Source organism: Pseudomonas sp. ZT5P21 (genome assembly GCF_054897785.1).
This window is the reverse complement of sequence record NZ_CM142705.1, coordinates 3841232-3857408: the sequence shown is the minus strand read 5'-3', so window position 1 is coordinate 3857408 and position 16177 is coordinate 3841232. Positions and strand designations below refer to the sequence as shown.

Below are 16177 nucleotides of genomic sequence, written 5' to 3'. Positions count from 1 at the left end.
GAGGAGTACGCATGGCTGTCTACAACTACGACGTGGTGGTGCTGGGTTCCGGTCCGGCGGGAGAAGGCGCGGCAATGAACGCCGCCAAAGCAGGGCGCAAGGTGGCGATGGTCGATAGCCGTCGCCAGGTCGGCGGCAACTGCACCCACTTGGGCACCATCCCGTCCAAGGCACTGCGTCACTCGGTCCGGCAGATCATGCAGTTCAACACCAACCCGATGTTCCGGGCCATTGGTGAACCGCGCTGGTTCTCGTTCCCGGACGTGCTGAAAAGCGCCGAGAAAGTCATTTCCAAGCAAGTCGCTTCGCGCACCGGCTACTACGCCCGTAACCGCGTCGACGTGTTTTTCGGCACCGGTAGTTTCGCCGACGAGCAAACCATCGAAGTGGTCTGCGCCAACGGCGTGGTCGAAAAACTGGTGGCCAAGCACATCATCATTGCCACCGGTTCGCGCCCTTATCGCCCGGCGGACATCGATTTCCATCACCCGCGTATCTACGATAGCGACACCATCCTCAGCCTCGGCCACACCCCGCGCAAACTCATCGTTTACGGCGCTGGCGTGATCGGTTGCGAATACGCCTCGATCTTCAGCGGTCTGGGGGTTCTGGTTGAGCTGGTGGACAACCGCGGTCAGTTGCTGAGCTTCCTCGACTCGGAAATTTCCCAGGCGCTGAGCTATCACTTCAGCAACAACAACATCACGGTTCGCCATAACGAAGACTACGACCGCGTCGAAGGCGTGGACAACGGCGTGATCCTGCACCTCAAGTCCGGCAAGAAGATCAAGGCCGACGCCTTGCTCTGGTGCAATGGCCGGACCGGTAACACGGATCAGCTAGGTCTGGAAAACATCGGCGTGAAGGTCAACAGCCGTGGCCAGATCGAAGTCGACGAAGCCTACCGCACCTGCGTACCGAACATTTACGGCGCCGGTGATGTGATCGGCTGGCCAAGCCTGGCCAGTGCCGCCCACGACCAGGGACGTTCGGCCGCTGGCAGCATCGTTGATAACGGTAGCTGGCGTTTCGTCAACGACGTGCCGACCGGCATTTACACCATTCCGGAAATCAGCTCGATCGGCAAGAACGAGCAGGAGCTGACGCAGGCCAAGGTGCCGTACGAAGTCGGCAAGGCGTTCTTCAAAAGCATGGCGCGTGCGCAGATCGCCGGCGAGCCTCAGGGCATGCTGAAGATCCTGTTCCACCGCGAGACTCTGGAAGTGCTGGGCGTTCACTGCTTTGGTTATCAGGCGTCGGAGATCGTTCACATCGGTCAGGCGATCATGAACCAGCCGGGCGAACTGAACACGCTGAAGTACTTCGTCAACACGACGTTCAACTACCCGACCATGGCCGAAGCCTATCGGGTAGCGGCTTACGACGGCCTCAACCGGCTTTTTTGAGCGGCTCCGGCCGGTGGCCTGAGCCGGCCGGGGAGACCGATTTCAGCAATTCTCGAGCGTGGCAGTGGCCAAACCGGGAAAGTCTGTAATCAGGCTGTCAACGCCGAAGTCGGCGAGTCTGCGCATCAGCGCGGGCTCGTTGACTGTCCACACCGACACATGCAGCCCCTGACGCTGCGCCTTCTGCAGCCGTTCCGGCGTGCACAGTGTCCAGTTCAGCGCCAAAATTTCACAGCCGTAGCTTTGCGCGACCTTCAGCGGGTCGAGCCAGGCGTACTCGGCCACCAGGCCGCGGGACACGTCCGGCACCAGGTCCAGCGCGGCTTTCAGCACTTCCCTTGAACTGGACGTGATGGTGACCTTGTCGAGCATGCCGAAACGCTGAGCCATTTCACGAATCGCCAGCACCGTGGTCGCGGCGCGGGTGCGTGAAGCGCTTTTGACTTCCAGCTGCCAGTGCTCGAAGTCGCATTTCTCGAACAGTTCTTCCAGCGTCGGAATCGGGCACGGCTTGATCCAGCCCGGGCCGCCCGTGCGTGCGTCGTAGGTCTTCAGCTCGGCCGCCGAGTGCTCGACCACCTTGCCGCGCCGGTCGGTGGTGCGCTTGAGCGTCGGGTCATGAATGACCATCAACTCGTTGTCCATGGACAGATGAAGGTCCAGTTCGCAACGGCGCACGCCGTGCTTGAGGCATTGCTGAAAGCTGGTCAGCGTGTTTTCCGGTGCTTCGCCCTTGGCGCCGCGATGGCCGTAAATGAGGGTCACGGTTCTTCCTTAAATTAAATGCCTGATTCGTTTTCGCGGGCCAGCCGTCGTTCCTGGGCCTGCTTCTGCAAAATGTAGCGGGCCAGCAGTTGGCGCTGCGCATCGGTCGGGCGTTCGAACTCGGTGCCGACATCGTAGCCGTCACCCTTGCGATCGCAATGGGTAACGCGCGCCCGCAGCAGCAGGCCGAGGGCTTGCGGCATCAGCACCATTTTCACCGACAGGTGCGTGCCCGTGGCAACCGGTGTCGGGTGCTGGAACTCGATGCCACCCTCGGAGATGATCACGGGCTGCGGCTTGCCGATTTGCCCGAGTACGGTGACTGCAGTCACCTGACTGAGCAGATCGATGCGTTTGTTCTGGGATTTCAGGAACGCCGCGAGGTTGCGGTCGCGCTCGCTGATCTGGCGCAACAGGTGTTGCGATTCGAATTCGCTCAGGTGCAGTTCGCTGAGCAGGTTGAAGAGAGGGGAAGCATCCTGCAACACTTCCTGGCCTGCGGCTTCGGGAGCGGACAGGGGCCGAATTTCCAGTGCGATCGTGTCCTCGATACGGTAGTATTCGCGGCGATCTTCTTCATCTAATGTCGACATGGCGAACCCATGGTAGCGGCGGTGGTCTGAGTGTAAAGCTGGTTACCGACCCCCGCCACAAGGACGTTCCTTTTCCCTCCGAACAAGCCCCGACATGTTCAGACCTCTCTTCGTATTTATTGGCACGCGTTATACCCGTGCAAAGCGCCGCAGTCATTTTGTGTCGTTCATTTCCCTGACTTCTATGATCGGTCTTGCCCTCGGCGTGATCGTGATGATCGTGGTGCTGTCAGTGATGAACGGCTTCGATCATGAGATGCGCACCCGCGTGCTGGGCATGGTGCCCCATGCGACCATCGAGTCCGGTGAGCCGATCAGCGACTGGCAAGGCCTGGCCGCCAAGGTCAAGCAGAACCCGCAGGTGACGGCTGTAGCGCCGTTCACTCAGATGCAGGGGTTGCTGACCAATAACGGCAAGGTCTCCAAAGTGCTGCTCAATGCCATCGACCCGGCGCTGGAGCGCCAGGTGTCGATCATTGACAAGTTCATGCTGCAGGGCAAACTCGACGACCTCGCGCCGGGCAGTTTCGGCATCGTCATCGGCGACAAGGCGGCCGCCAAGCTCGGCGCGGCCATCGGCGACAAGCTGACTTTCGTCGCACCGGAAGTCACCGTGACCCCGGCCGGCATGTTCCCGCGCATGAAACGCTTTACCGTGGTTGGCATCTTCCATGTCGGCGCCGGCGAGATCGACGGTTATCTGGGCGTCACCAACCTGCAGGATCTGGCGAAGCTGCACCGCTGGAAACCGGATCAGGTGCAGGGCATCCGCCTGAAGTTCGACGATTTGTTCCAGGCACCGCGCACGGCGTGGAACATCGCCCAGCAGCTTGGCGAAGACCATTACTACGCCCGCGACTGGACCCGCACCCACGGCAATCTGTATCAGGCGATCCGCATGGAAAAAGCCATGATCGGTCTGCTGTTGCTGCTGATCGTTGCCGTTGCGGCGTTCAACATCATTTCCACGCTGGTGATGGTGGTGAACGACAAGAAGGGCGACATCGCGATTCTGCGTACCCTCGGCGCCACACCGCGTTCGATCATGGCGATCTTCATGGTCCAGGGCACAGTCATTGGCGTGGTAGGCACGCTGATCGGCGCCGTGGTCGGGATCTTCGCCGCGCTGAACGTCAGCGCCGCGATCTCGGCCCTGGAAGGGCTGATCGGGCACAAATTCCTCAACGCCGACGTGTACTTCATCGATTACCTGCCGTCGCAAGTGCAGAGCCAGGATGTGTTGATGGTCTGCGCGGCCGCGTTGGTCCTGAGTTTCCTCGCCACCCTGTATCCAGCCTGGCGTGCCGCGCGCACCCAGCCTGCGGAGGCGCTACGTTATGAGTGAGTCGGGCATGAGTGATAAAGCAATCTTGAGCTGCCGCAACCTGGGCAAATCCTACGAGGAAGGTCCGGAGTCGGTAGAAGTTCTGGCGGGTCTGCAGCTGGAGCTGCATCCGGGTGAGCGCGTGGCGATTGTCGGCACCTCGGGTTCGGGCAAAAGTACGTTGCTCAACCTGTTGGGTGGTCTCGATACGCCAACCAAGGGTAGCGTCTGGCTCGACGGCGAAGAACTGTCGGCACTGAGCGAGAAGAATCGTGGCCTGCTGCGTAACCGTTCCCTCGGGTTCGTGTACCAGTTCCACCATTTGCTGCCGGAATTCACCGCGCTGGAAAACGTCTGCATGCCGCTGCTGATCGGCAAGACCGCAATACCGGAAGCACGTCAGCGTGCGACGGCATTGCTGGAGCGGGTAGGTTTGGGTCATCGACTGGAGCATAAACCGGCAGAACTGTCCGGTGGCGAACGTCAGCGTGTGGCCATTGCCCGGGCCCTGGTGAACAAACCAGGCCTGGTGATGCTCGACGAGCCGACCGGCAACCTCGACTCCCACACCGCTCAGGGTATTCAGGATTTGATGTTGGAACTCAGCACCTCGATGCGCACGGCGTTCCTGGTGGTGACCCACGACATGAACCTGGCTCGCCAGATGGATCGCGTCCTGCATTTGCAGGAAGGTTGCCTGACGCCCATCTGATTGACCGAAACCCGGCGTACTGAACAGTGCGTCGGGTCTTTTATTTTTATACGGTGCCCCAGCGAATGTTCAGACCGTTATCGATCTTTATCGGCACGCGCTATACCCGCGCCAAGCGCCGCAATCGCTTTGTTTCCTTCATCTCGATGACCTCGATGATCGGCCTCGCTCTCGGTGTATTGGCCATGATCGTGGTGTTGTCGGTCATGAACGGCTTCCAGCGCGAAATGAGCTCGCGCATCCTCGGTATGGTGCCCCATGCGACCATTGTCGGCGTCAATCCGATCGATGATTGGCAACCGGTGGCTGCAGCCGCGATGAAAAATCCGCAAGTGACCGCCGCCGTGCCATTCACCGAGATGGAAGGCATGCTCTCCTATAAAGGGACGATGCAGCCGATTCAGGTCAGCGGCGTCGATCCGGCGCTGGAAGGCAAGGTCTCGATCGTTGCCCAGCACATCGTCCAGGGACGTCTCGATGCCTTGAAACCGGGCGAGTTCGGCGTGGTGATCGGCGAGATCACGGCACGACGTTTCCGCTTGAATGTCGGCGACAAAATCACCCTGATCGTGCCGGAAGTCAGCACTGCACCGGGGGGAATTACCCCGCGCATGCAGCGGCTGAACGTGGTGGGCGTCTTCAAGGTCGGCGCTGAACTGGACGGTTCCATGGCGTTGATCCACGTTGCCGATGCCGCGCAGATGCAGCATTGGGAACCGAATCAGGTGCAGAGCGTGCGCCTGGCGGTGAAGGATTTGTACGCGGCGCCGAAAGTCTCCAGCGACATTGCCGGCGGTTTGGGCACGGCTTACAAGGCTGACGACTGGACCCACACCCAGGGCAGCCTGTTCAGCGCGATGAAAATGGAAAAGACCATGATCGGCCTGCTGTTGCTGATGATCGTTGCGGTGGCGGCGTTCAACATCATCGCCACACTGATCATGGTGGTGAACGACAAGGGCGCGGACATTGCGATCCTGCGCACCATCGGTGCGACGCCACGGCAGATCATGGCGATCTTCATGGTCCAGGGCACGGTGATCGGGGTGGTCGGCACTTTGATCGGCGGCGTGCTCGGCGTGATTGCCGCGCTGAACGTCAGTGAGCTGGTGGGTTGGATGGAGCGGGTGAGCGGGCAGCAGATCTTCAGTTCTGATGTGTATTTCGTCAGCAACCTGCCTTCGGAATTGCAGGGCGGGGATGTGTTATTGATTTGCTCGGCGGGGTTCGTGTTGAGCTTCCTGGCCACGGTTTACCCGGCTTGGCGTGCGGCGAAGATCGAGCCGGCTCACGCGTTGCGGTATTCGTAAGCCCTGATACCGCTATCGCGAGCAAGCACGCTCCCACATTTGACCGAGGCGACTCAGATTTAATGTGGGAGCGAGCTTGCTCGCGATGAGGCCAGTCCTGCTGGCCTTAATTTCCTTTTGGTAACTCAATCACAAACCGTGTCCACCCCTGATCCGATTCACAACGAATCTGCCCGCCATGGGCACGAATGATCGACTGGGTAATCGCCAATCCCAACCCTGCATGTTCACTGCGGCCTTCCTGCCGCGCTGGATCCGCCCGATAGAAGCGATCAAACAAGCGCGGCAGTATTGTCCCGTCAATGCCTTCGCCACTGTTCTCAACCGTCAGACTCAAACCTTCAGGCAGCTCGATAATCCTCACCCGCACCTCACCTTCGGCCGGCGTAAACCGTAATGCGTTATCCAGCAAATTGGACAGCGCCCGCCGGAGCATGCTCCGGTCACCTTGCATGTGCGCGCTGCCTTCGCGGCTCAACGTCACCCGCGCGTCTTCGGCCAATGGCGCGAAAAACTCCAGCAACACATTCGCTTCCTCCGCCAGTTCCAGCGGTTCACGCTTGGGCATCAACAACCCATGATCAGCCTTGGCCAAGTACAACATGTCATTGACCAGTTGCGCCATCCATTGCAGTTCTTCGAGGTTGCTGTGCAGCGCTTCGCGGTAATCCTCGAGGGGGCGCGGGCGGGTGAGGGTGACCTGGGTGTGCGTCAGCAGGTTCGACAGCGGCGTGCGCAGTTCATGGGCGATGTCGGCGGAAAACGCCGAGAGCCGCTGAAAAGAGTCGTCAAGGCGTCCGAGCATGGCGTTGAAGTGGTGGGCCATTTCCGCGAGTTCCGGCGGCATGTCTTCTTCGGGCAGGCGAGCGTTGAGCGATTGCGCCGAAATACCGCGGGCGACCGCACTCATGCGTCGCAATGGGCGCAGCCCACTGCGCGCCGCCCAGGCACCGAGCAGCGCCGTGGCCAGGGCTGACAAACCCACGGTGAGCCAGATCAAGCGCTGCATGCGTTGCAGAAAATGCTGGTGATGGGTGATGTCCAGCAGCAGCGTCAGTTGCGGTGATTCAGGCTTGTCGACAAACAATGGCGCATTCAGTACGCGGTAGTCGGTGTCGTTGTCGTTGATGGTCGATAAGCCCGGCTTTTGCGGAAGCTTGTCGGGCAGGCGCGCCGAGCTGTCGTACCAACGCTTGCCGTCGCTACCGGTAATCCGCAGTGAAAGATCGGCCTGGCGACTCAATTCATCTGCCAGTTTGAATTCGCTTTCACTCGATTGGATATCGTGAAGTGCCCGACGCACACCCATCAACTTGCCATCCAGCAACTGCTGATCCAGTTCGACAAAATGCGCCTCACTGGCGCGACTGAACAATACGCCGGCGAACAGCGACACCACGGCAGCGCAGGCGGCAAACAGCAGCGCCAGACGACTGCTCAAGGAAAGGCGGCGCATCAGGCAGGGCGCTCTTCAAGGACATAACCCATGCCGCGCACAGTGTGAATCAACTTGTTCGGGAACTCGTCGTCGATCTTCAGGCGCAAACGACGGATCGCCACTTCGATGACATTGGTGTCGCTGTCGAAATTCATGTCCCAGACCTGGGAAGCGATCAGTGATTTGGGCAGCACTTCGCCCTGACGACGCAGGAGCATTTCCAGCAGGGCGAATTCCTTGGCGGTCAGGTCGATGCGTTGACCGTTGCGTTCGACCCTGCGTCGGATCAAATCCAGACGCAAGTCGGCCAGCTGCAGGCTAGTCTCCTGAGGCTGGGCGCTGCCACGGCGCAACAGGCTGCGAACCCGGGCCAGCAGTTCGGAGAAGGCGAATGGCTTGACCAGGTAATCGTCGGCACCAAGTTCGAGGCCGTGGACTCTGTCCTCTACCGCATCTCGCGCCGTCAGAAAAAGGATCGGCGTATCGAGACCGGCGCCGCGCACCGCTTGCAGGATTTGCCAGCCATCGCGCCCGGGCAGCATCACATCGAGGATTAACAACGCATACTCGCCGCTCAGCGCCAATTGTTGGCCAGTGCTGCCGTCCGCCACCAGGTCGGTGTTGAACCCGGCCTCAGCCAGGCCCTGGCGCAGGTACTGGCCGGTTTTCGGTTGGTCTTCGACGATCAGCAGTTTCATGGGCGACTCGAGGCAAGTGGAACGGACGCTTTATACCGTGGGCAGCGTCAGTACAGGCCAACCTGACAAAGTTGTAATCTGGCCGTCAGGTTGTGGGCAGTGGCCGCAGTTTAAAGTTTTCCACACGCTGAACCTTATCTTGTTGGAGTACGACTATGTTTTTGCGCAAACCGCTGGCGCTATTCGCGTGTTTTGTGGCGCTGAGCTCGCCGGCGTGGGCATCGCCGACACACACCCTCAACTTCGGTCAACCGGCCCCGGCCGCCATGGCTGAGCGCAGCGTCGAAGTGGTGATGGGTGACATGTCGTTCACGCCCCAGAACATCAATATCAAGGCCGGTGAGTCGGTTCGTTTTGTGCTGATAAATAAAGGCCAGTTATTGCACGAATTTAACCTCGGCGACGCGGCGATGCATGCGAAACATCAGCAGGAGATGATGAAGATGCAGCAGAGCGGCATGATGACGCCTACAGGGATGAAGGAAATGGATCACGGCGCGATGCCAGGAATGGATCATGGTATGAAGCACGACGACCCCAATAGCGTGCTGGTCGAGCCGGGCAAAACCGCCGAACTGACCTGGACCTTCACCAAGGCCACCCGCCTGGAATTTGCCTGCAATATCCCCGGCCATTATCAAGCGGGTATGGTCGGCAAGATGACTGTCAGTCAGTAAGCACTCAAAGGCTCGCGCAAAGGCTGGTAGAATCCGCTGATTCTTCAGTCAGGTTTCCGCCATGCATCCCGCAGCCGAACACTCGCCGCTGGGCAAATCCAGCGAATACATCGCCACCTACACGCCGTCCTTGCTGTTCCCGATCCCGCGCACCGCGAAATGGGCCGAGCTGGGCCTGACGGCTGAAACCCTGCCGTACAAGGGCGTGGATTTCTGGAACTGCTTCGAGCTGTCGTGGCTGTTGCCGTCCGGCAAACCTGTGGTGGCGATCGGCGAATTCAGCATCCCGGCGGATTCGCCGAACATCATCGAATCCAAGTCGTTCAAGCTGTACCTGAACTCGCTGAACCAGACTCCGTTTGCCGATACCGCGAGCCTTGAGGCGACGCTGGTGAAAGACCTGTCCGCTGCGGCTGGTAAACCGGTTGGCGTGCGGGTTCGCAGCCTGAAAGACGTTGAAGCCGAAGGCGTCGTGGCGTTGCCGGGCGTGTGCATCGATGATCTGGACATCAGCGTCAGCAACTATGAGCATCCCCGTCCGGAGCTGCTGCGTTGCGACGCGTCACGCATTGTCGAGGAGAGCGTGCACAGTCATTTGCTCAAATCCAACTGCCCGGTGACCAGCCAGCCGGACTGGGGCAGCGTGGCGGTGGAATACCGTGGCGCGGCGCTGGATCATGCAAGTTTGCTGGAATACATCGTGAGCTTCCGCCAGCACTCGGACTTTCATGAGCAGTGCGTGGAGCGGATCTTTCTTGACCTGCAACGGTTGTTGAAACCAGAGAAGCTGACGGTGTACGCGCGCTATGTGCGTCGTGGCGGGTTGGACATCAACCCGTATCGCAGCACTGAAACCGTTCAACTGCCAAATCACCGCCTGGTCCGCCAATAAAGATCCAGTGTGGGAGCGGGCTTGCTCGCGAAAGCGATTTATCAGGCACCATCATTGCTGACTGATAATCCGCTTTCGCGAGCAAGCCCGCTCCCACAGGGTATTGCGTTGCAAATTGCAGATATGAAAAAGCCCCGCTACCGCTAGCAGGGCTTTTTTTGCATCCGCAGGATTCAGATTCCCATATTGCCCAAGGTTTGCACGATGTTGCGCAAGGTTCCTGCCAGGGTGGGGTGTTCGAGTTCGAAGCGTTCGACAGCCAGGTTCACATTGTCGGACAGGCTGGAGTCCTGGGTTTTGGTTTCCAGTTCAAGCTCAAGTTCGATCTGTTGCATCAGCGCGTGCAGGTCTTCGCGCTCCACTTCAGTCAGTGGTGGATTCTGTTCCAGTTGCTCGCGCAGAGTGTTGAGCTGTTGTTGCAGTTCGCGGGCAGGCATGGCGTTCTTCCTTTTATCGATAGGCACTGGCATAGACAGCGGCACCGCGCCAAAGGTCTATGGCTGACCTTTAGATTAATCCACTCGCGCAAAACCTGCATGACCTCAGTCAGGGCTTTTCGCCCTTGAAGCGGCGCAGGCTGATGTCGGCCAGACAGGTCCCGAGTTCACCGAGGTGATCGATCACCGAATGCACGCCCAGGCTGAACAGTTGCACGGTTGCCTTGCCGCGCAGATGTTCGCGTTCCTTTTGGCTCAAGGCTTGCCATTCACTGGGCGCCAGCCCGCAGAGCGAGCCGCAGGAGGCCAGGCCAATCGTCCATAGCCCGGCGTTCAGTCCGGATTGCAACAGTCGCGGTTCACCGCTGACCAGCACGCAGCCATCCAGGCGCTCGACATTCAGCGCCATCAAGGCTTGCCAGCACGCATTTGGCGCGGGCCAGGGATTGTTTGTTGCGGGGTGTTGCGAAGGCTTGATCCACTCCGGCAGAGCGGCCGCCAGGGAATGGCAGAGGGCAGGGGCGAGTTCGTCAAGCCACGCGCAGGGAATCTGCTGACGTTGCAAGCTGAGCAAACTGTCCAGAGCACCCGGCGTGACCTCGGCGTGCTCGGCAGAATGTGCGCTGTGCTGGCGCGTGCGTGCGCCGAAATCCACCAGACAACCGCTGAGGCCGAACAGGACGGCGGTCAGGCTGGGTGCGGCGAGGGGCAAGGCTTCGGCGTGGGGCATATCAACGTCCCTGAAATAGCGACAAGGCTATGCGTCGCCAGTGACAGTTGAATGACATTGATGTGAATCACTCACAGCAGGGCGAATCATCCGTAGGCCATCTCGCATGATACTGCCTAAAGCGGCTTTTCCACCTTATACTAGCCAGCTTAATGCCCGGGCCAAGACGTCCGCGCCAGTACAATCCTAGGAGTTTTCTATGCGCTGGAGCAATCATCTAGCTCAGCTTTGCGTGTGCGCCAGTGTGTTGCTGGTTCCGTTCGTTGCTCAGGCAGCTTCGGAAGACGACCCTTGGGAAAGCATCAACCGTCCGATCTACAAGTTCAACGATGTGGTCGATACCTATGCGCTGAAGCCATTGGCGCAGGGCTACCAGTTTGTTACCCCGCAGTTTCTCGAAGACGGCATCCATAACATGTTCCGCAACGTCGGGGATGTCACCAACCTTGCCAACAACATCTTGCAGGCCAAACCGGCCGCTGCCGGGACCGATACTGCGCGCCTGATCTTCAACACCACGTTCGGCCTGCTGGGCTTCTTCGATGTGGGCACTGAGATGGGCCTGAACCGTAGCGACGAAGATTTCGGTCAGACGTTGGGCTACTGGGGTGTAGGAAGCGGTCCGTACGTGATGCTGCCGTTGCTGGGTCCTAGCACTTTGCGCGATGCTCCGGCGAAGTACGTCGATGGCTACACCGCCCCATACCCATACATTCACGATGTGCCGGTGCGTAACTCGATCTTTGCCCTGAACATCATCGACACCCGCGCCAGCCTGCTGTCGGCCGAGAAGCTGATCAGCGGCGACAAGTACACCTTCATTCGCAATGCGTACTTGCAGAACCGCGAATTCAAAGTCCAGGATGGCCAGGTCGAAGACGATTTTTGATCTCGACCGGTAAAACGAAGAAGGCGGCCAGTTGGCCGCCTTCTTTGGTTTTGTATCCGGGTTATTTCATCTTCAGTATTGTAAGGCCGAGTTTCTGACTGCCGCCGTCCTGTTCTTTCACCCACACCACTTCGGTATCGGCCTCAAGGCCTTTCAGTGCCGCGTGATCGGAATCTATCCGCACGCTAAGGCGGTCACCGACATTGAACAAACGAGGCGCCTGGACTTGCATGCCACTGCTGGAAAGGTCTATGCAGACGGCTGCAACCTCGTCGCCTTCATGAATCAACGCGACATCGGCATCAACCCGCATGCGGATGAAATCACGCTTTTCGCTGTAGTCCCGATCGGTTTGGCTCATGGGCTTCGTCCTTCCATTGGGTTACGGTTTTGCCTGTTCTTATAACTCCCGGTGATTTGACAAGTAAAGAGGTCAAGCGACCATCGGCGTGAGCTTGAAACACCCCGCGGATGGGAGTACCGTCTGCGCCTTAGAAGGGCACCTCTGGTGTGCCTGCGAGTAAGGTGAATGCCCGAAAGCGGTGCAACAGAGAGGCTAGAAAGCGAATCCAGTAGTGAGAGCCGGGAAAAACCCCCAGCCAGCTACGCCAACCTAATTCTGGCGCCGTTTGCCCACATGCCAAAAACCAGTGCCACGCTGCTGATAATCGATGATGACGAGGTAGTGCGCGCGAGCCTCGCCGCCTATTTGGAAGACAGTGGTTTCAGCGTCTTGCAGGCCAGCAATGGCCAGCAGGGTCTTCAGGTATTCGAGCAAGACAAGCCCGACTTGGTCATCTGCGATCTGCGCATGCCGCAGATGGGCGGACTCGAACTAATCCGCCAGGTCACCGAGCGGTCACCGCAAACCCCGGTTATTGTGGTGTCGGGTGCCGGCGTGATGAACGACGCGGTCGAAGCGCTGCGCCTGGGCGCGGCGGATTACCTGATCAAGCCTCTCGAAGATCTGGCCGTGCTCGAGCACTCTGTGCGCCGGGCCCTGGATCGCGCGCGCCTGCTGCTGGAAAACCAGCGCTACCGTGAGAAGCTGGAAAAGGCCAACCGAGAGCTCGCAGCCAGCCTGAACCTGCTCCAGGAAGACCAGAACGCCGGTCGCCAGGTGCAGATGAACATGCTGCCGGTCAGCCCCTGGACCATTGACGAGTTCCAGTTTGCGCACCAGATCATTCCGTCGCTGTACCTGTCAGGTGATTTCGTCGACTACTTTCGGGTCGACGAGCGTAGGGTAGCCTTCTACCTGGCGGACGTTTCCGGACATGGCGCCTCTTCAGCCTTCGTCACGGTGCTGCTGAAGTTCATGACCACGCGCTTGCTGTTCGAATCCAAGCGCAACGGCACATTGCCGGAATTCAAGCCTTCAGAGGTCCTTGGTCATATCAACCGAGGCCTGATCAGTTGTAAGCTGGGAAAACACGTCACAATGGTCGGTGGAGTCATCGACGAGGAGACAGGTTTGTTGACCTATAGCATCGGCGGTCATTTGCCGTTGCCCGTGTTGTACACGCCAGACAGTGTCCGTTATCTGGAAGGTCGTGGTCTGCCGGTGGGCCTCTTCAATGAAGCTACCTACGAAGACCACGTGCTGGAGCTGCCGCCAACCTTCAGCCTGACGCTGATGTCTGATGGCATTCTGGATCTTTTGCCAGAGCCTACACTCAAAGAAAAAGAAGCGGCTTTGCCCCAGCGGGTCAAGGCAGCGGGCGGCACCCTGGATGGGTTGCGGCAGGTTTTTGGATTGGCCACGCTAGGGGAGATGCCGGATGATATCGCCCTGTTGGTGTTGAGCAGGAATCTTTAATGAGTACCGGTAGAATCCAGTTCGCCGAGCAGGATGGCACCTTCGTCCTGAAGTTCGTCGGTGAAGTTCGCCTGACCCTGTGTTCGGCGTTGGATGCGACTATTGAGCGGATCTTCACGGCGTTGAACTTCAACGCGATCGTGATCGACCTGACCGAAACCCGCAGCATCGACAGCACCACCCTTGGCCTGCTGGCCAAACTGTCGATCCTGTCGCGGCAAAAGGTCGGCCTGCTGCCGACTGTCGTCACCACCCACGAAGACATCACCCGTCTGCTGCAGTCCATGGGCTTCGAGCAAGTGTTCAACATCGTTGACCGCCCGATCCCGTGCCCTGAATGCCTGACCGACCTGCCAGACCAGGATCAGTCCGAGGAAGTGGTGCGGATCAAAGTGCTCGAAGCGCACAAGATCCTCATGGGGCTGAACGATTCGAATCGTGAAGCGTTCCATGATCTGGTGAATGCGTTAGAGCGGCATTGATCCCCCTGTGGCGAGGGAGCTTGCTCTCGCTGGATTGCGAAGCAATCCCAAATCACATAAAAAAAGGGCGAACCCCTCAAGGTTCGCCCTTTTTTGCGCTGCTATGAACTAGATCACAACTTGGCCTGCAACAGCGCCTCAAGCTTCTCCTGGTCCCGCGCAAACTGACGAATACCCTCAGCCAGTTTCTCAGTCGCCATCGCATCCTCGTTCGACAACCAACGGAACTGCGCTTCATTCAGGCTCAAACGCGCCTCGCCGGCCTGACCCGGTGCCAGTTTACGCTCGAGCTTGCCTGTATCCGCCGCCAGCTTGTCGATCAAATCCGGGCTGATGGTCAAGCGGTCGCAACCGGCCAACTGCTCGATTTGATTCAAATTACGGAAGCTCGCGCCCATGACCACGGTCTTGTAGTCATTGGCCTTGTAGTAGTTGTAAATGCGCGTCACCGACTGCACGCCCGGATCATCCGCGCCGGTGTAGTCGTTGCCGTTAGCCTTTTTGTACCAGTCGTAGATCCGACCCACGAACGGCGAAATCAAGAACACACCCGCATCGGCGCACGCTGCCGCTTGAGCGAACGAGAACAGCAGCGTCAGGTTGGTCTGGATGCCTTCTTTTTCCAGTATTTCGGCAGCGCGGATGCCTTCCCAGGTCGAAGCGATCTTGATCAGCACGCGGTCGCGGCCAATGCCGGCCTTGTCGTACAGCTCGATCAGACGGTGCGCGCGCTTCAATACGGCGTCTGTGTCGAACGACAGGCGCGCATCCACTTCTGTGGAAATACGGCCCGGAATCACCTTCAAAATCTCTTGCCCTACCGCAACGCCAAAGCGGTCGCTGGCCAGGCCCACATCGCCCTTGCAGTCGCTGACGCAGGCGTTCAGTAACTCGGCATAGCCGTGGATGGCCGCGGCTTTCAGCAGCAGGGAAGGGTTGGTGGTAGCGTCCACCGGCTTAACGCGAGCGATCGCTTCGAAGTCGCCTGTGTCGGCGACCACGGTGGTCATCTGTTTGAGTTGTTCCAGCTTGGAAGTCATGGGCGTGCTCTGTCCTATGGGTCTAATGACATTACCCGAGCGCTGACAGCCACTCAAGGGCGCATGTACGTATCGAAGGCCCCAGCGGCAACAACCTGAGAACGGCTGTTTGAATGGCGGGGCGCGGTGTCCGTAAATACGATGCCAAATCCGGGCGCAGGTTCAACCGGTCTGATGGTTAGCGCGGCTTAGCAACTAAGGAACTGAGACTGCGTGGCCTTACATGCAATGCGATTGAGCTGAGCCTCTCAATTTAATTCAAGCGACGCATACCTGCCGTCTTGGCGGCCTTGCTGTCGAAGGTGACGATGTACTCACAACCCGCTGCGTTGGCGCTGCGCTCAATCAAGCAATCTGCGAAATCGGCGTTGGCCTGTGAGTACCTGCGCAATGCCTGCCAAACAATTTCGGAGTTTTCCACCGTAAATTCTCGAGTTCGCAAAAGCGTTTCAAGGACGGTAATGATTTCGCTTTTTGCGCTCTCGTAGCAGGATTGAAGTACCCAGACCAATTCGATAATTGAAACCATCGTGATGAAGCCGGGAGAGGTCGTCGTCAGCGATTCAACAAGTTCGGAGGCTTTAGCTGACTGCTTTTGATCATCTTGTGCGACATACCTGACCAATACGTTGGTATCCAGACCTATCATATAGCTTTGGATCCTTGTGCTGAGATAGCCTGGTTCATGTCTTCGATGCTTACAGCTTTCGCGGGCTTGCGAATGAGCCCTTTAAGGTCTCGAGCGGTATGCGTCGCGGCCATAATGGCGAATTGACCGTCGCCTAAGGCAACAAACTCAATACGATCGCCAGTGTCGAGTCCAAGGGACGCTCGGACTTGTGCCGGAATGGTGATTTGTCCTTTCGAGGTCAATGTGGCGGTTGCCATCGCAGATGCTCCGTAACTCAGTTTTCCTTACATTATGGTAAGGGAGATTGGAAATCAACGCTCAAGGAGATGTTGCG

19 protein-coding genes are annotated in these 16177 nt (G+C 58.6%); 9 read left to right on the top strand and 10 right to left on the bottom strand.

Annotated features, from left to right (window positions below):
- Positions 1-11: 11 nt before the first annotated feature.
- Positions 12-1406 carry a Si-specific NAD(P)(+) transhydrogenase gene (gene sthA, locus ACYZT9_RS17925; protein WP_007984277.1) on the top strand — a complete coding sequence of 465 codons (1395 nt, stop codon included), beginning with the start codon at positions 12-14 and terminating at the stop codon, positions 1404-1406.
- 42 nt (positions 1407-1448) lie between these two features.
- Here sthA and ACYZT9_RS17920 read toward each other — a convergent pair whose 3' ends face one another.
- A complete protein-coding gene (locus ACYZT9_RS17920; protein ID WP_462006725.1) occupies positions 1449-2171 on the bottom strand; it encodes a glycerophosphodiester phosphodiesterase in 723 nt (240 codons plus the stop codon).
- Between the two features lie 14 nt (positions 2172-2185).
- Positions 2186-2764, bottom strand: a complete 579-nt coding sequence (locus ACYZT9_RS17915; RefSeq protein ID WP_462006724.1) for a PilZ domain-containing protein — start codon at positions 2762-2764, stop codon at positions 2186-2188.
- Between the two features lie 94 nt (positions 2765-2858).
- On the opposite strand from ACYZT9_RS17915, the gene ACYZT9_RS17910 reads away from it, so the two are divergent.
- From ACYZT9_RS17910 to ACYZT9_RS17900, 3 genes are all read left to right on the top strand, one after another.
- The gene (locus ACYZT9_RS17910) at positions 2859-4109 is read left to right on the top strand and encodes a lipoprotein-releasing ABC transporter permease subunit (protein WP_462006723.1); all 1251 of its coding nucleotides are present in this window, start codon (positions 2859-2861) and stop codon (positions 4107-4109) included.
- 7 nt (positions 4110-4116) lie between these two features.
- Entirely contained in the window at positions 4117-4800 is a 684-nt protein-coding gene (lolD, locus tag ACYZT9_RS17905; protein WP_167362922.1) for a lipoprotein-releasing ABC transporter ATP-binding protein LolD, read from the top strand.
- Positions 4801-4865: 65 nt separating this feature from the next.
- Entirely contained in the window at positions 4866-6110 is a 1245-nt protein-coding gene (locus ACYZT9_RS17900; protein ID WP_462006722.1) for a lipoprotein-releasing ABC transporter permease subunit, read from the top strand.
- Between the two features lie 106 nt (positions 6111-6216).
- On the opposite strand, the gene ACYZT9_RS17895 is transcribed toward ACYZT9_RS17900, so the two are convergent.
- Positions 6217-7566 carry a heavy metal sensor histidine kinase gene (locus ACYZT9_RS17895; protein WP_462006721.1) on the bottom strand — a complete coding sequence of 450 codons (1350 nt, stop codon included), beginning with the start codon at positions 7564-7566 and terminating at the stop codon, positions 6217-6219.
- Positions 7566-8246 (bottom strand): heavy metal response regulator transcription factor, encoded by a 681-nt coding sequence (locus ACYZT9_RS17890; protein WP_462006720.1) that lies wholly within the window; start codon positions 8244-8246, stop codon positions 7566-7568. The genes ACYZT9_RS17895 and ACYZT9_RS17890 overlap by 1 nt, the downstream gene beginning before the upstream one ends.
- 155 nt (positions 8247-8401) lie before the next feature.
- Between ACYZT9_RS17890 and copI the strand changes: the two genes are divergently transcribed.
- Together copI and queF are read left to right on the top strand one after the other, a co-directional pair.
- Positions 8402-8923, top strand: coding sequence for a copper-resistant cuproprotein CopI (gene copI / locus ACYZT9_RS17885; protein WP_462006719.1), 522 nt, complete (start codon positions 8402-8404; stop codon positions 8921-8923).
- A gap of 61 nt (positions 8924-8984) precedes the next feature.
- On the top strand, positions 8985-9815 hold the full coding sequence (queF, locus tag ACYZT9_RS17880) for an NADPH-dependent 7-cyano-7-deazaguanine reductase QueF (protein WP_462006718.1): 831 nt from the start codon (positions 8985-8987) through the stop codon (positions 9813-9815).
- Positions 9816-9988: 173 nt separating this feature from the next.
- On the opposite strand, the gene ACYZT9_RS17875 is transcribed toward queF, so the two are convergent.
- Together ACYZT9_RS17875 and ACYZT9_RS17870 are read right to left on the bottom strand one after the other, a co-directional pair.
- Positions 9989-10252 (bottom strand): DUF4404 family protein, encoded by a 264-nt coding sequence (locus tag ACYZT9_RS17875; protein WP_462006717.1) that lies wholly within the window; start codon positions 10250-10252, stop codon positions 9989-9991.
- 109 nt (positions 10253-10361) lie between these two features.
- Positions 10362-10982 carry an HAD family phosphatase gene (locus ACYZT9_RS17870; protein WP_462006716.1) on the bottom strand — a complete coding sequence of 207 codons (621 nt, stop codon included), beginning with the start codon at positions 10980-10982 and terminating at the stop codon, positions 10362-10364.
- 199 nt (positions 10983-11181) lie between these two features.
- Here ACYZT9_RS17870 and ACYZT9_RS17865 point away from each other — a divergent pair, with 199 nt between their 5' ends.
- Positions 11182-11871 carry an MlaA family lipoprotein gene (locus ACYZT9_RS17865; protein WP_462006715.1) on the top strand — a complete coding sequence of 230 codons (690 nt, stop codon included), beginning with the start codon at positions 11182-11184 and terminating at the stop codon, positions 11869-11871.
- Between the two features lie 61 nt (positions 11872-11932).
- Here ACYZT9_RS17865 and ACYZT9_RS17860 read toward each other — a convergent pair whose 3' ends face one another.
- On the bottom strand, positions 11933-12232 hold the full coding sequence (locus tag ACYZT9_RS17860; RefSeq protein ID WP_462006714.1) for a PilZ domain-containing protein: 300 nt from the start codon (positions 12230-12232) through the stop codon (positions 11933-11935).
- Between the two features lie 276 nt (positions 12233-12508).
- Here ACYZT9_RS17860 and rssB point away from each other — a divergent pair, with 276 nt between their 5' ends.
- Together rssB and rssC are read left to right on the top strand one after the other, a co-directional pair.
- Positions 12509-13690, top strand: coding sequence for a two-component system response regulator RssB (gene rssB, locus ACYZT9_RS17855; protein ID WP_461987902.1), 1182 nt, complete (start codon positions 12509-12511; stop codon positions 13688-13690).
- Complete coding sequence (gene rssC / locus ACYZT9_RS17850) at positions 13690-14172, top strand: anti-sigma factor antagonist RssC (protein WP_007935262.1); 483 nt, start codon at positions 13690-13692, stop codon at positions 14170-14172. Before rssB ends, rssC begins: the two co-directional genes overlap by 1 nt.
- 113 nt (positions 14173-14285) lie before the next feature.
- Here the strand turns inward: rssC and tal are convergent, their stop codons facing one another.
- From tal to ACYZT9_RS17835, 3 genes are all read right to left on the bottom strand, one after another.
- On the bottom strand, positions 14286-15212 hold the full coding sequence (gene tal / locus ACYZT9_RS17845; RefSeq protein WP_462006713.1) for a transaldolase: 927 nt from the start codon (positions 15210-15212) through the stop codon (positions 14286-14288).
- A 253-nt stretch (positions 15213-15465) separates the two neighbouring features.
- Positions 15466-15861 carry a PIN domain-containing protein gene (locus tag ACYZT9_RS17840; RefSeq protein ID WP_462006712.1) on the bottom strand — a complete coding sequence of 132 codons (396 nt, stop codon included), beginning with the start codon at positions 15859-15861 and terminating at the stop codon, positions 15466-15468.
- Positions 15858-16100 (bottom strand): AbrB/MazE/SpoVT family DNA-binding domain-containing protein, encoded by a 243-nt coding sequence (locus ACYZT9_RS17835; RefSeq protein ID WP_462006711.1) that lies wholly within the window; start codon positions 16098-16100, stop codon positions 15858-15860. Before ACYZT9_RS17835 ends, ACYZT9_RS17840 begins: the two co-directional genes overlap by 4 nt.
- Between the last annotated feature and the right edge of the window lie 77 nt (positions 16101-16177).